This window comes from Streptomyces sp. NPDC001070, assembly GCF_053598835.1.
This window is the reverse complement of the sequence record NZ_JBSFLB010000014.1, coordinates 170,661-183,326: the sequence shown is the minus strand read 5'-3', so window position 1 is coordinate 183,326 and position 12,666 is coordinate 170,661. Positions and strand designations below refer to the sequence as shown.

Sequence of the window (12,666 nt, the reverse complement as noted above, 5' to 3'; positions counted from 1 at the left end):
TCATGCCAGCGATGCCGTCCGCGCAGCGCGCCTTTTTCGGACGGGCGGATCGGCGCACGGGCCCCCGGCCGGGCGCGGCCGGGGGCCCGCGGCGGCTCAGTCGAGCAGCTCGTACGCCGGCAGGGTCAGGAAGTCGACGTAGGTCTCGTCGAGCGCGGTCCTCAGCAGCAGGTCGTGGGCCTGCTGCCAGCGGCCCGCGGCGTAGGCCTCCTCGCCCGCCGCGGCGCGGATGGCGGCCAGTTCCCGGTCGGCCAGGGCGCGCACCAGCTCGGCGGTGGCCTTCTCGCCGTTGTCGGCGAAGACGACGCCCGCGTTCACCCACTGCCAGATCTGGGAGCGGGAGATCTCCGCCGTCGCGGCGTCCTCCATGAGGTTGAAGATGGCGACGGCGCCGAGGCCGCGCAGCCACGCCTCGATGTAACGGGTGCCGACCTGGACGGCGTTGCGCAGCCCCTCGTACGTGGGCCTGGCCTCCAGCGAGTCGACGGCCAGCAGGTCGGCGGCGGTGACGTGGACGTCCTCGCGCAGCCGGTCCTTCTGGTTCGGCCGGTCGCCGAGCACCGCGTCGAAGGAGGCGCGGGCGATCGGCACCAGGTCGGGGTGGGCGACCCAGGAGCCGTCGAAGCCGTCGCCGGCCTCGCGGTCCTTGTCGGCCTTGACCTTCTCGAAGGCGACCGCGTTGACCTCGGCGTCGCGACGGGAGGGGATGAAGGCGGCCATGCCGCCGATGGCGTGGGCGCCGCGCTTGTGGCAGGTGCGCACCAGCAGTTCGGTGTAGGCGCGCATGAAGGGCGCGGTCATCGTCACGGCGTTGCGGTCGGGCAGGACGAAGCGCTCGCCCGCGTCGCGGAAGTTCTTGACGATGGAGAAGAGGTAGTCCCAGCGGCCCGCGTTCAACCCGCTCGCGTGGTCGCGGAGTTCGTAGAGGATCTCCTCCATCTCGAAGGCCGCGGTGATCGTCTCGATGAGGACGGTGGCGCGGATCGTGCCCTGCTCCACGCCGAGGTGGTCCTGGGCGAAGACGAACACGTCGTTCCACAGGCGGGCTTCGAGGTGCGACTCGGTCTTGGGGAGGTAGAAGTACGGGCCCTTCCCCTTGGCGAGCAGCCGCCGCGCGTTGTGGAAGAAGTACAGGCCGAAGTCGACGAGGCCGCCGGAGACGGGCTCGCCGTCGACGGTGAGGTGCCGCTCGTCCAGGTGCCAGCCGCGGGGGCGCATGACGACGGTGGCGAGTTCGGCCTCGTCCTTGAGCGCGTACGACTTGCCCTCGGGGGAGGTGAAGTCGATGCGGCGCTCGTAGGCGTCGATCAGGTTGATCTGGCCGCCGACGACGTTCTCCCAGGTGGGTGCGGAGGCGTCCTCGAAGTCGGCGAGCCAGATCTTCGCGCCGGAGTTGAGGGCGTTGATCGTCATCTTGCGGTCGGTGGGGCCGGTGATCTCCACCCGGCGGTCGTCGAGTGCGGCGGGGGCGTCGGCGACCCGCCAGTCGCCCTCGCGGATGCCGGCGGTCTCCGGGAGGAAGTCCAGGGTGCCGGTGCGGGCGATCTCGGCGCGGCGCTCCCGGCGCCGGGCGAGGAGTTCGGCACGGCGGGGCGCGAACCGGCGGTGGAGCTCGGCGACGAAGGCGAGCGCCGCGTCGGTCAGCACCTCCTCCGCGCGCTCGACGGGGGGTGCGGTGTCGGCGACGACGGCGTGCGGTGCGGGCCCTGATGCGGACATGAAGCTGACTCTCCTCTTGCCGATGAAGGATGCCGTGCGGCCTGAGGAGCCGGGCGGCCACCGCGTCCCGTTCCCGGCACGCGGTGCCGGGTCGGGCGGGTTACGGCAGCGAGGCGCCCCGACCGGACGGGTGCTTCTGCTGCGTGGAGCATAGTTTTTGCATTGCGGAAGTTCAACGTTTTGTGGCACCCGGTGCAGGGGGGTCCGGCGGCCCCGCCAGCAGCCGCAGGTCGTCCGGAGTGTCGATGTCGGCGGGGACCGCGACGTTCCCGCACTCGACGAGCGTGATCGCCTCCTCGTGCCGCCTCAGGTAGGAGCGTGCCCCCTGGTCACCCACCGCACTCGCGGCGATCGCCGCCCAGTGGTCCGCGCCCAGCAGGATCGGGTGACCTCGCCTGCCGTCGTAGGCCGCGGCGGCGAGCGTCCCCGGCGAGGCGTAGGCGGCGGCCACCCGGGCCACCGCCGCGGCCCCGATCCCGGGCTGGTCCACCAGCGCCACGACGACGGCCCGCGCGCCGGTGCCCGCCAGCGCCTCCAGGCCCGCGCGCAGCGAGGAGCCCATGCCCCGCTCCCAGTCCGGGTTCACGGTGACGGCGTAGCAGTCCAGGGCGGCACGCTCCCGCACCTGCGCGGCGGCCGCGCCCAGCACGATGTGCACCGGAGCGCAGCCGCCCGCGCGCAGCGCCCGTGCAGCGTGCTCGACCAGCGGGCGTCCGCCGTACTCCAGCAGCGCCTTCGGACGGCCGCCCAGCCGCCTGCCCCCGCCGGCCGCCAGCAGGAGCCCGGCGACGGCGCCCGTCCTTCCGTCCCGTTCCATGTCCCCTGGATACCGTGGACGGGGACCGGGGGAAAGGACCCGCCATGGCAAGCTGGATCATCGCCGTACGGCACGGCGAGAGCGAGGCCAACGCGGCCTTCGCCCGCGGCGTGTCCCTGGACGGGATCAGGGACGCCGACGTGGGGCTGACCGCGCGCGGCCGCGAGCAGTCCGCGCGGCTCGGCCGTGACCTGCTCGGCCTCGGCGCCGCCGAGGCGCCGGGCCTGGTCCACTGCTCGCCCTTCGAGCGGACCCGGCAGACCCTGCGCGCCGTCGCGGACGTCTACGCCGCCGCCGGCCGTGAACTGCCGTCCGTCACCTACGACGAGCGGCTCCGGGACCGCGGCATGGGCCTGCTGGAACTGATCGCGCCGGACGGGATCCGGGAGCGCTTCCCCGAGGAGGCGCGGCGGCGCGAGCGCCTGGGGGAGTCCGCGTACCGCCCGCCGGGCGGGGAGTCGCCGCGCGACGTCGAGGCACGCGTGCGGGACTTCCTGGACGCCGTGCCCGCCGGCCCCGGCCCGCCCCGACTGCTCGTGACGCACGACGCGGTCGTGCTGGCGCTGCGGCGGCTGCTCGGGCCGCCGTCGCCCGACGACGCGTACGTGGTCAACGGCGCGATGGCCCGCTGGCGCCACGACGGCGCGGGGGGCTGGCTGCTCGCCGACTGGAACCGGACCGGGGCCCCCGGACGTTGAGTGTCGGCAAGTCGCCATGGAAGGGAGGAAGTTGTGGCGGATTTCGCTCTCCGTATAGCGGGGGAAGCGCTCTGTCGCGTTTACTGTCCTCCCCGATACGGCGGACCGGATGGGGCCGGCCGTCCATGGGCGATCACCGGGGGCCTACCTGTGGGGGACGTATCAGTGGTGAAGGACATGGCCGCCCGCGCGGCGGTCGACGACGACGGCACCCTCGATCCGAGGGTGACCGCCCTGCGGGCCGCGGTCGCCCGCTGCCGCCGCGAACTCGCCGGGTACCGAGCGAACTTACCGGACCGGCACATCGCCGAGGACGAACTCGCCGCCCTGGCCGCCGCCGCGGCAGCGGGCGTCCCCGACGTCCCGCGGCTGCGCCGCGGCCTCCTCGTGATCGCCGGCGCGCTCGGCTCGGTGAGCGCCCTGTCCGGGGCCCTCACCGAAGTCCGCTGCGCGATCGAACTGTTCGGCACCCCGCGCCCCGATTGACGCGGGGTGCCCGCGGGGCGGTTCAGCCCAGTTCGGCCAGCCGGGGGACGGCCGGTGCGCAGTGGCTCTCGATCCAGCCGGCCGGCTCGGCGTCCGGCGGGACCACGATGACGGTCTCGATGCCGAGCTTGGCGTAACCGGCCATGTCGGCGACGAACCCGTCGGTGTCGCCGTCCCGGATGGTGTCGCCGACGTACAGCATGGTCTTGCGGATCCGGGAGTAGTCGCGTCCGGCCTCGTCGCAGTGCGCGCGCAGCACGTCCAGCTTGTGCGCGACCTCGGCGGGCGAGGTGGCGAAGAGGTTGCAGGCGTCCGCGTACCGGGCGACCAGCCGGAGCGTCTTCTTCTCGCCGCTGCCACCGATCATGATCTCGGGATGCGGCGCGCTCACCGGCGCCGGCGTGCACCGGGTCTCGGCGAGCCGGTAGTGCGTGCCCTCGAAGGGGCCGTCGTCGTCCTGGTCCCACATCTGCAGGCAGATCCGCAGCGTCTCCTCCAGGCGCTCGAAGCGCTCGGCGAGCGGCGGGAAGGGCACGCCCAGGCCCACGTGCTCGCGTTCGTACCAGGCGGCGCCGACGCCCAGGGTCGCCCGGCCGCCGGAGAGGACGTCGAGCGTGGTCGCGATCTTCGCCAGCAGGCCGGGATGGCGGTAGGTGATCCCCGTGACGAGTACGCCGAGCCGTACGGAGGAGGTGCGGGCGGCGAGATAGCCCAGCGTCGTGTAGCCCTCGAGCATCGCGGCCTCGGCGCCGCCGTTGTTCTCCATCTGGAAGTAGTGGTCCATCACCGACAGCCAGCCCGCGCCGGCCGCCTCCGCGGCCTCGCCGGCCGCGGCCAGCGCGGGCGCGAGCCCCGCCGGTCCTGCGGGGTGATCGAACTTGGTGAGGTGCAGGCCCAGTCGCATGGTGGTCCCCCGTCCGGGGTCGTGGTCGCTACGGTGACGACCGTAGGCGTTGGAGTGCGCTCCAGGTCAAGCCTCCGCGACGGCGTGGCGGAAGCCCCACCCGCCGGGGCGCGCGAACGCCCTGCGGGCGGCGGTATTGTCGGGGCTTCGGGCACTCAGGGCCGGTACGGGGGAGCGGAGTTCGATGGGCGGCGCCGCGGGCGGGACCTGGAACACGCCGGCACCGGGCCCGGGCCGGGCCTCTTCGGCCGTCGCGTACCACCGGGTCACCCTGCCCGACGGCACGGCGCTGTCCCTCGCGGACCGGCCACCGCGCTCCCGTGCCGACGACGACAGCGCCGCCCTGGTCTACCGCCGCGGCACCGGACTCGTCCTCGGCGACGGCGGCGGCACGCTGGCCGTGCTGGACACGGGTGCGAAGGGCGGGCTCGCGGCCTGTCTGGACGCGGCCACGCGCACCGGGGCCGCGACCCCGGTTCCGGCCGCCGGGCTCACGGCCGGTACCCGGGTCTGCGTGACAGCGGCAGCGGTGACGTGGCTCTCGCGACGGTCCGCGGCCGCCCCGCGGCGGAGCTGACACTGGACCTGACGGTCTGGCGCGACGCGGCCGTCCGTGACGACGAGCCCTCCGGCTGACGGCCTCCCGCCGACCGGACCGCCGGTGGCTGCCGGACGGGCCCTACGCCGCCCCGTTCCTCGTCAGCGCGACCGACAACTGCCGCGCCACGCCCTGCAGCACCGGCACGATCTTCCCCGTGGCCGCCTCGGTGACCCGCCCGGCGGGTCCGGAGATGGAGATGGCTGCGGCCGTGGGGGAGTCGGGGACGGTGACCGCGAGACAGCGGACGCCCATCTCCTGCTCGTTGTCGTCCACGGCGTAGCCCTGGCCGCGGATGCGCTCCAGCTCCGCCAGGAAGGCGTCGGGGTCGACGATGGTCCGCTCCGTGGCGGCGGGCATCCCGGTACGGGACAGCAGGGCCCGCACCTCCTCCGGCGGCACGTGCGCCAGCAGGGCCTTGCCGACGCCCGTGGAGTGCGGCAGCACGCGCCGCCCGACCTCGGTGAACATCCGCATGGAGTGCCGTGAGGGGACCTGGGCCACGTAGACGACCTCGTCGCCGTCGAGGAGCGCCATGTTCGCGGTCTCGCCGGTCGCCTCGACCAGTTCCGCGAGGTAGGGGCGGGCCCAGGTGCCGAGCAGCCGGGCGGAGCTCTCGCCGAGGCGGATCAGCCGCGGGCCCAGCGCGTAGCGGCGGTTGGGCTGCTGGCGTACGTAGCCGCAGTCGACCAGGGTGCGCATCAGGCGGTGGATGGTGGGCAGCGGCAGCCCGCTGCTCGCGGAGAGCTCACTGAGCCCCACCTCACCGCCCGCGTCGGCCATCCGCTCCAGCAGATCGAAGGCGCGTTCGAGGGACTGCACGCCCCCGGCGCGGTCTGACGCCACGTTTCCTCCCCAGGCGGACGGTGGTAGTGGTGCAGCCTACCGGCCCTGACCAGGCACGTGTCCGCCGTTCGGGGCGGTCGCGTGCGGAGCCGCGACCGGCGGGCGCGGAAACCGCATTCCATTTAGTGGAATCCCCCAACTGTACTGCCGGGACGCACCGGAGCGCTCGGGCGGCCCCGGGCGGGGGTTGACGGCGCCGCGCGCGCGAGCGGAGGATTCCTTTCAACAGAACGTTGAATTTCTGTCCGACGCCGGTGGAAGGGGAACGCGTGTCCGAGGCCGCTGACGGGATCGAGCTGGTGCTGCGTTCACCACGGGTCGTCACACCGGAGGGCGAGCGCCCCGCCGACGTGGCGGTCGCCGGCGGGCGGATCGCCGCCGTCCTGCCGTACGGGAGCGAGCCCCCGGCCGGCGTCCGCCTCGTCGACCTCGGCGGGGACGCCCTGCTCCCCGGCCTCGTCGACACGCACGTCCACATCAACGACCCCGGCCGCACCGAGTGGGAGGGCTTCGGGACGGCCACCCGCGCCGCCGCGGCCGGCGGTGTGACCACGCTCGTCGACATGCCGCTCAACAGCGTCCCGCCGACCACCACCACCGCCCACCTCGACGTCAAGCGCGCGACCGCCCGCGGCAGGGTCCACACCGACGTCGGCTTCTGGGGCGGCGCGGTGCCCGGCAACGTGAAGGACCTGCGCCCGCTCCACGAGGCCGGGGTCTTCGGCTTCAAGTGCTTCCTGCTCCACTCCGGCGTCGACGAGTTCCCCCGGCTCGATCCCGCGCAGCTGGCGGAGGCCATGGCCGAGATCGCCCGCTTCGACGGGCTGCTCATCGTCCACGCGGAGGACCCGGGCCTCATCGACGGCGCCCCGCAGCCGTCGGGCCCGAAGTACGCCGACTTCCTCGCCTCCCGCCCCCGCGCCGCCGAGAACGCCGCCGTCGAGGGGCTGATCGGCCTCGCCCGCCGGCTCGACTGCCGGGTGCACATCCTGCACCTGTCGTCCGCCGAGGCACTGCCCCTGATCGCCGACGCCCGCCGGGACGGCGTACGCCTGACGGCGGAGACCTGCCCGCACTATCTGACGCTCACCGCCGAGGAGGTCCCGGACGGCGCCACCCAGTTCAAATGCTGCCCGCCGATCCGCGAGGCGGGCAACCGGGAGGCCCTGTGGCAGGGCCTGCTCGACGGCACCATCGACTGCGTGGTCTCCGACCACTCGCCCTCCACCGCCGACCTCAAGCACTTCGACACCGGCGACTTCGGCGCCGCCTGGGGCGGCATCTCCTCCCTCCAGCTCGGCCTGCCCGTGATCTGGACCGAGGCCCGCCGGCGTGGCGCCACGCTCGTCGACGTGGTCCGCTGGATGGCGCGGGGCCCGGCGCGCCTCGCCGGACTGACCGCCAAGGGCGCCATCGCGCCAGGCCACGACGCCGACTTCGCCGTCCTGGCACCCGACGAGAGCTTCACCGTGGACCCGGCGGCGCTCCACCACCGCAACCAGGTCACCGCCTACGCGGGCCGCACCCTCCGGGGGGTCGTACGGAGCACCTGGCTGCGCGGCGAGCGGATCGCCGACCACGGCGCACCTGCCCACCCCTCCGGCCGCCTCATCGAAAGGGAGAACGCGTGACTGCCATACCCCGGTACACCGGCGACGCCCAGCCGTACTCCGGAGGGGACCCCTATGCCGACTACCGCGGCGCGGACCTGCCGTTCACCGGTCTCGTCGACCTCGCCGACCGGCGCCTGGGCGCCGGGGTGATCGCCGCCAACGACGAGTTCTTCGCCGATCGGGAGAACCTGCTCGTCCCCGAGCGCCCCGAGTTCCGGCATGAGCACTTCGGCCACAAGGGCCAGGTCATGGACGGCTGGGAGACCCGCCGCCGTCGCGGCGCCGACGCCGGCAGCCCGCATCCCGCCGACGCCGACCACGACTGGGCGCTGATCCGGCTGGCGGGCCCAGGAGTCGTCCGCGGCCTGGTCGTGGACACCGCCCACTTCCGCGGCAACCATCCCCAGCAGGTCGCCGTCGAGGCCACCTGCGCGCGGTTGTCCGCCGCGCCGGAGGAACTGCTCGCCGACGGCGTGGAGTGGACCGAGCTCGTGCCCCGGACCGCGATCGGCGGCCATGCCGCCAACGGCTTCGATGTGACCGCCGGGCGCCGCTTCACCCACCTGCGGCTCAAGCAGTTCCCCGACGGGGGCATCGCGCGGCTGCGCGTCCACGGCGCGTTCGTGCCCGACCCGGCATGGCTGACGGCACTCGGCACGTTCGACCTGGTCGCGCTGGAGAACGGCGGCGCCGCCGAGGACGTCTCCGACCGCTTCTACTCCTCGCCGGTCAACCCGATCCTCCCCGGGAAGTCCCGCCGCATGGGGGACGGCTGGGAGACCCGCCGCCGCCGCGACAAGGGCCACGACTGGGTCCGCTACCGCCTCGCCGAGCAGGGCGTCATCCGCGCCGTCGAGATCGACACCGGCTACTACAAGGGCAACGCCGCCGGGTGGGCCGCGCTGCTGGGCCGCGACGGCGAGGACGGCGACTGGTTCGAGATCCTGCCCCGCACCCGTCTCCAGCCCGACACCGTGCACCGCTTCGTCGTGACCGCGCCCGCCGCCACCCACGTCCGCATCGAGACCTACCCCGACGGCGGCGTCGCCCGCCTGCGCCTGTGGGGCTCGCTGACCGAGGCGGGCGCCGGCCGACTGAACCGGCGCTGGGAGGACCTGGCCTGACGTCCCGCCCGGCGCCCGCGATCATCCGGGCCGCCCGGGTCGCCGCGGCGGCGTCGAAGGGGAAGGCGTTCATGGCGCCGGTCCGGCGTCGGCCGCCGACGCGGCTCCCCCCGTAGGGCCGGGGGACGGTGCCGCGCGGCGCCGGCGTCTCCCTCGTGCGCCGGCGCCGCGCGGGGTCGGTCAGCCCACCGCCGTCTGGCGGAAGGACTGGGCCCCGGTGCCGTTGCAGCCGTACTGCTGCAACAGGGCGCCGTCGGCCGTCGAGGCGGCCGCGACGTCCAGGCCCTTGCCGCTGTGCCGGGCCGTGAACACGTACGCCCCTTCCGCCTGGAGCACCGGCAGCCCCTGCTGGTTGGCGCCCGAGGACCACTGCCAGGTCTGCGCGGACACGGAGTCACCCGTCGCCGACGAGCCGCCGGCGACGTCCCAGGCCTGCTCGGAGGCGGCCGCGTCGCGGTTCACCACGCGGTAGCAGCCGCTGTCGGTCGGCCGGAACTGCCACTGCCGGCTGGTCTGCCCGGCGACGCAGCTCCACTGCTGCACCGCCGTGCCGTAGGCGGTGCCGCGGTCCTCGGCGTCCACGCATGCCGTGCGGGGTCAGGCCGCGCTGCGGGCGCGGCGCCGGTGGGCGGCGATGATGTCGGCGTAGCGGCGGCCGCTGCCCTTCACGGTCCGGCGCTGGGTCCCGTAGTCGACGTGGACGAGGCCGAAGCGCTTCTCGTAGCCGTACGCCCACTCGAAGTTGTCCAGCAGCGACCAGGCGAAGTAGCCGGCGAGCGGGGCACCGCCGCGCACGGCGCGGGCGCAGGCCGCCAGGTGCTCCTCCAGGTAGGCGGTGCGCTCGGGGTCGTGGACCTGGCCGTCGGGGCCGACGCGGTCCTCGTACGCCGAGCCGTTCTCGGTGACGTAGATCTTGCGGGCGCCGTACTCCTCGGTCAGCCGCAGCAGCAGCCGCTCCAGGCCCTCGGCGTGCACCTCCCAGTCCATCGCGGTGCGGCGGACGTCCGGGACGCGTACGGCGCGGGTGTGGGGGACCGGCCCCGACGGGTCGTCGGCAACGATGTCACGGAAGTAGTAGTTGAGGCCGAGCCAGTCCAGCGGAGCGGCGATGGTCTCCATGTCGCCCGCCTGCACGGGTAGTTCGACCCCGTACAGCTCCAGCATGTCCTCCGGGTAGCCGCGGCCGTGGATCGGGTCCAGCCACCAGCGGTTGGTGTGCCCGTCGGCGCGCAGTGCGGCGGCGACGTCCTCCGGACGGTCCGAGGCGGGCTCGCACGGGCTGAGGTTGTTGACGATGCCGATCTGGGCGTGCGGGATCGCCGCGCGCAGCGCCTGCACCGCGAGGCCGTGCCCCAGGTGCAGGTGGTACGAGGCGCGGACGGCGGCCGTCAGGTCGGTGAGGCCGGGGGCCATCACGCCCTGCAGATGGCCGATCCAGGCCGAGCACAGCGGCTCGTTGAGGGTCGCCCAGTGGGTGACCCGGTCGCCGAGCCGCTCGGCCACCACGGAGGCGTACTCGGCGAAGCGCAGCGCGGTCTCCCGCTCCGGCCAGCCGCCGCGGTCCTGCTGGGCCTGCGGCAGGTCCCAGTGGTAGAGGGTGGGGAAGGGCGTGATGCCCGCCTCCAGCAGGGCGTCGACCAGGCGGTCGTAGAAGGCCAGGCCCGCCGGGTTGACCGGCCCGCCGCCCTGCGGCATCACGCGCGGCCAGGCGAGGGAGAAGCGGTACGCGTCGAGGCCGAGCCGGCCCATCAGGCCGATGTCCTCCGGCACGCGGTGGTAGTGGTCGCAGGCGACGTCACCGGTGTCGCCGTTCGCGACCTTCCCCGGCGTGCGGGAGAAGGTGTCCCAGATGGAGGGCGCACGGCCGTCCTCGGCCACGGCTCCTTCGATCTGGTAAGCGGCCGTCGCGGCGCCCCACACGAATCCGTCGGGGAGGGCGCTGAGGTCGAGGGTCACGGACTGCCTTTCTTTCGGGGGCCGCTGACGAGCGGTCGGGCTCACTTGACGGCGCCGGCGGTCAGCCCGGCGACGAGATAGCGCTGCAGGAGCAGGAACCCGGCGACCACGGGCACGCTCACCACGAGCGAGGCGGCCATGACCTGGTTCCAGTACACGTCGGTCTGCGTGGCGTAGCCCTGCAGTCCGACGGCGAGCGTGCGGGTGGTGTCGTTGGTCATGACGGAGGCGAACAGGACCTCGCCCCAAGCCGTCATGAAGGCGTACACGCAGACCGCGACGATGCCCGGAACCGCGGCCGGGACGACGACCCGGAACAGCGCACCGAGCGGCCCGCAGCCGTCGACCATGGCGGCCTCGTCCAGGTCCCGGGGGATCGAGTCGAAGTAGCCCGCCAGCATCCAGATGGAGAAGGGGAGGGAGAAGGTGAGGTAGGTCAGGATCAGGCCGCCGCGGCTGCCGTACAGGGCGATGCCTGTCGCGTTCCCGAGATTGACGAAGATCAGGAAGAGCGGCAGCAGGAAGAGGATGCCGGGGAACATCTGGGTGGACAGGATCGTCACCGAGAAGAAGCGGCGGCCCTTGAAGTCGTAGCGGCTGACCGCGTACGCGGCGAAGATCGCCACCGCGACCGAGCAGACGGTCGCCCCGCCCGCCACGATCAGCGAGTTCACGAAGTAGCGGGCCAGCGGCACGGTGTGCCAGATGTCGGCGTACGGGCGCAGCGTGAAGCCGCTGGGGAACCAGCGGAACGGGCCCTGCACGTCCTGCAGCGGCTTCAGCGACGAGACGACCATGACGAACACCGGCGCCAGCGCGAAGGCCGTCAGCACGGTCAGCACGACCCGCCGGGTCCAGATGAAGGAGCGCGGTGCGGCCATGGGGCTGCGGACGTCAGGCATCCTTCCTCCTCAGGGAGGTGGCGAGCAGGTACAGCACCGTCACGACGAGCAGGAAGAGCAGCAGGAGCACGGACATCGCCGAGCCGGAGCCGAAGTTCCAGGTCACGAAGGACGACTGGTAGATGTGGATGGAGATCAGGTCCGCCGCGTCCGGCGCCGCCCGCCCGAAGAGCACATAGGGCGTGTTGAAGTCGTTGAACGTCCACAGGAACAGCACCAGCACCAGCACCTGGTTGACCGGGCGGAGCGACGGCAGAGTGATCTTGCGGATCTGCTGCCAGATCCCGGCGCCGTCCATCGACGCCGCCTCGTACAGCTCGCGGGGGATGTTCTGCAGTCCGGCCATCAGGCAGAGGAAGGCGAACGGCCACTGGCGCCACACCGAGACGGTCACCAGCGCGAAGAAGCTGTTGTCGCCGATCAGCCAGAAGGGCCGGCCGTCGGTGAGGTGCAGCTGGTCGTGCAGGACGTGGTTGATCATGCCGGTGTCCCGCTGGAACATGAACGACCAGGTGATCACGGCCGCGTAGACCGGCAGCGCGTACGGCACGAGGAACACCGCGCGCAGCAGCCCGCGGCCCCGGAAGGCGTCCTGCATGAGGATCGCGGCGGCGGTGCCGAACAGCCAGGAAAGGCCGACCGCCAGCACGGTGAACTCGCAGGTGACGACGAAGGACTTGAGCAGGTCCTCGCCGACGGGCGCGTTGAAGTCCACCGCCACTCGGTAGTTGCCCAGGCCCTTCCAGGGGGCCGCCGACCAGTCGCTGATGAAGAACTGCGTGAGCTCCTTGAAGCTCATCACGACGCCGACGACCATCGGCACCAGGTGGATCAGCAGTTCCAGCGCGAGGGCCGGCAGCAGCAGGACGTACGGCAGTGACGCCCGCCGAAGCCGCGCCGGCAGGCGCAGCCGCGACATCGGGGTCCTTCCCCCGGCGGCCCTCCGGCCGTCGGGGGAAGGGGCCTTGGAGCTGTGCCGGACGGGCGGCACGGTGGCGGTCAT

General features: G+C 73.4%; 13 protein-coding genes. 5 read left to right on the top strand and 8 right to left on the bottom strand.

The features are described 5' to 3' along the window. Positions 1–96: 96 nt before the first annotated feature. Positions 97–1,719 (bottom strand): malate synthase A, encoded by a 1,623-nt coding sequence (aceB, locus tag ACWDAS_RS19205; RefSeq protein ID WP_450392073.1) that lies wholly within the window; start codon positions 1,717–1,719, stop codon positions 97–99. Positions 1,720–1,891: 172 nt separating this feature from the next. Next, positions 1,892–2,536, bottom strand: a complete 645-nt coding sequence (locus tag ACWDAS_RS19200; RefSeq protein WP_450392071.1) for a nucleotidyltransferase family protein — start codon at positions 2,534–2,536, stop codon at positions 1,892–1,894. 44 nt (positions 2,537–2,580) lie between these two features. Here ACWDAS_RS19200 and ACWDAS_RS19195 point away from each other — a divergent pair, with 44 nt between their 5' ends. Next, positions 2,581–3,234, top strand: a complete 654-nt coding sequence (locus ACWDAS_RS19195; RefSeq protein ID WP_450392068.1) for a histidine phosphatase family protein — start codon at positions 2,581–2,583, stop codon at positions 3,232–3,234. 177 nt (positions 3,235–3,411) lie between these two features. Further along, positions 3,412–3,720, top strand: a complete 309-nt coding sequence (locus ACWDAS_RS19190; RefSeq protein WP_450392065.1) for a DUF5955 family protein — start codon at positions 3,412–3,414, stop codon at positions 3,718–3,720. A 22-nt stretch (positions 3,721–3,742) separates the two neighbouring features. Here ACWDAS_RS19190 and ACWDAS_RS19185 read toward each other — a convergent pair whose 3' ends face one another. Further along, complete coding sequence (locus tag ACWDAS_RS19185; protein ID WP_450392063.1) at positions 3,743–4,624, bottom strand: LLM class F420-dependent oxidoreductase; 882 nt, start codon at positions 4,622–4,624, stop codon at positions 3,743–3,745. 184 nt (positions 4,625–4,808) lie between these two features. On the opposite strand from ACWDAS_RS19185, the gene ACWDAS_RS19180 reads away from it, so the two are divergent. Beyond that, positions 4,809–5,201 (top strand): hypothetical protein, encoded by a 393-nt coding sequence (locus tag ACWDAS_RS19180; RefSeq protein ID WP_450392061.1) that lies wholly within the window; start codon positions 4,809–4,811, stop codon positions 5,199–5,201. A 102-nt stretch (positions 5,202–5,303) separates the two neighbouring features. Here ACWDAS_RS19180 and ACWDAS_RS19175 read toward each other — a convergent pair whose 3' ends face one another. After that, complete coding sequence (locus ACWDAS_RS19175; RefSeq protein ID WP_450392058.1) at positions 5,304–6,068, bottom strand: IclR family transcriptional regulator; 765 nt, start codon at positions 6,066–6,068, stop codon at positions 5,304–5,306. 269 nt (positions 6,069–6,337) lie between these two features. Here ACWDAS_RS19175 and allB point away from each other — a divergent pair, with 269 nt between their 5' ends. Continuing rightward, positions 6,338–7,699: an allantoinase AllB gene (allB, locus tag ACWDAS_RS19170; RefSeq protein ID WP_450392056.1), complete on the top strand. Its 1,362-nt coding sequence runs from the start codon at positions 6,338–6,340 to the stop codon at positions 7,697–7,699. Beyond that, positions 7,696–8,805, top strand: coding sequence for an allantoicase (alc, locus tag ACWDAS_RS19165; RefSeq protein ID WP_450392054.1), 1,110 nt, complete (start codon positions 7,696–7,698; stop codon positions 8,803–8,805). Before allB ends, alc begins: the two co-directional genes overlap by 4 nt. A gap of 180 nt (positions 8,806–8,985) precedes the next feature. On the opposite strand, the gene ACWDAS_RS19160 is transcribed toward alc, so the two are convergent. From ACWDAS_RS19160 to ACWDAS_RS19145, 4 genes are read right to left on the bottom strand one after another with little or no spacing between them, the layout of a single operon-like run. Then, the gene (locus ACWDAS_RS19160) at positions 8,986–9,387 is read right to left on the bottom strand and encodes an RICIN domain-containing protein (protein ID WP_450392051.1); all 402 of its coding nucleotides are present in this window, start codon (positions 9,385–9,387) and stop codon (positions 8,986–8,988) included. Between the two features lie 15 nt (positions 9,388–9,402). Beyond that, on the bottom strand, positions 9,403–10,761 hold the full coding sequence (locus ACWDAS_RS19155) for a GH1 family beta-glucosidase (protein ID WP_450392049.1): 1,359 nt from the start codon (positions 10,759–10,761) through the stop codon (positions 9,403–9,405). 41 nt (positions 10,762–10,802) lie between these two features. After that, positions 10,803–11,663, bottom strand: coding sequence for a carbohydrate ABC transporter permease (locus ACWDAS_RS19150; protein ID WP_450392046.1), 861 nt, complete (start codon positions 11,661–11,663; stop codon positions 10,803–10,805). Beyond that, positions 11,656–12,666 carry a carbohydrate ABC transporter permease gene (locus ACWDAS_RS19145; protein ID WP_450392044.1) on the bottom strand — a complete coding sequence of 337 codons (1,011 nt, stop codon included), beginning with the start codon at positions 12,664–12,666 and terminating at the stop codon, positions 11,656–11,658. The genes ACWDAS_RS19150 and ACWDAS_RS19145 overlap by 8 nt, the downstream gene beginning before the upstream one ends.

Excerpts from the sequence above, each read along its gene's own strand:
- ACWDAS_RS19180 (WP_450392061.1), top strand. The coding sequence starts at position 4,809 with ATGGGCGGCGCCGCGGGCGGGACCTGGAACACGCCGGCACCGGGCCCG.
- ACWDAS_RS19145 (WP_450392044.1), bottom strand. The coding sequence starts at position 12,666 with ATGACCGCCACCGTGCCGCCCGTCCGGCACAGCTCCAAGGCCCCTTCC.
- ACWDAS_RS19190 (WP_450392065.1), top strand. The coding sequence starts at position 3,412 with ATGGCCGCCCGCGCGGCGGTCGACGACGACGGCACCCTCGATCCGAGG.
- ACWDAS_RS19195 (WP_450392068.1), top strand. The coding sequence starts at position 2,581 with ATGGCAAGCTGGATCATCGCCGTACGGCACGGCGAGAGCGAGGCCAAC.
- ACWDAS_RS19185 (WP_450392063.1), bottom strand. The coding sequence starts at position 4,624 with ATGCGACTGGGCCTGCACCTCACCAAGTTCGATCACCCCGCAGGACCG.
- aceB (WP_450392073.1), bottom strand. The coding sequence starts at position 1,719 with ATGTCCGCATCAGGGCCCGCACCGCACGCCGTCGTCGCCGACACCGCA.
- ACWDAS_RS19200 (WP_450392071.1), bottom strand. The coding sequence starts at position 2,536 with ATGGAACGGGACGGAAGGACGGGCGCCGTCGCCGGGCTCCTGCTGGCG.
- ACWDAS_RS19150 (WP_450392046.1), bottom strand. The coding sequence starts at position 11,663 with ATGCCTGACGTCCGCAGCCCCATGGCCGCACCGCGCTCCTTCATCTGG.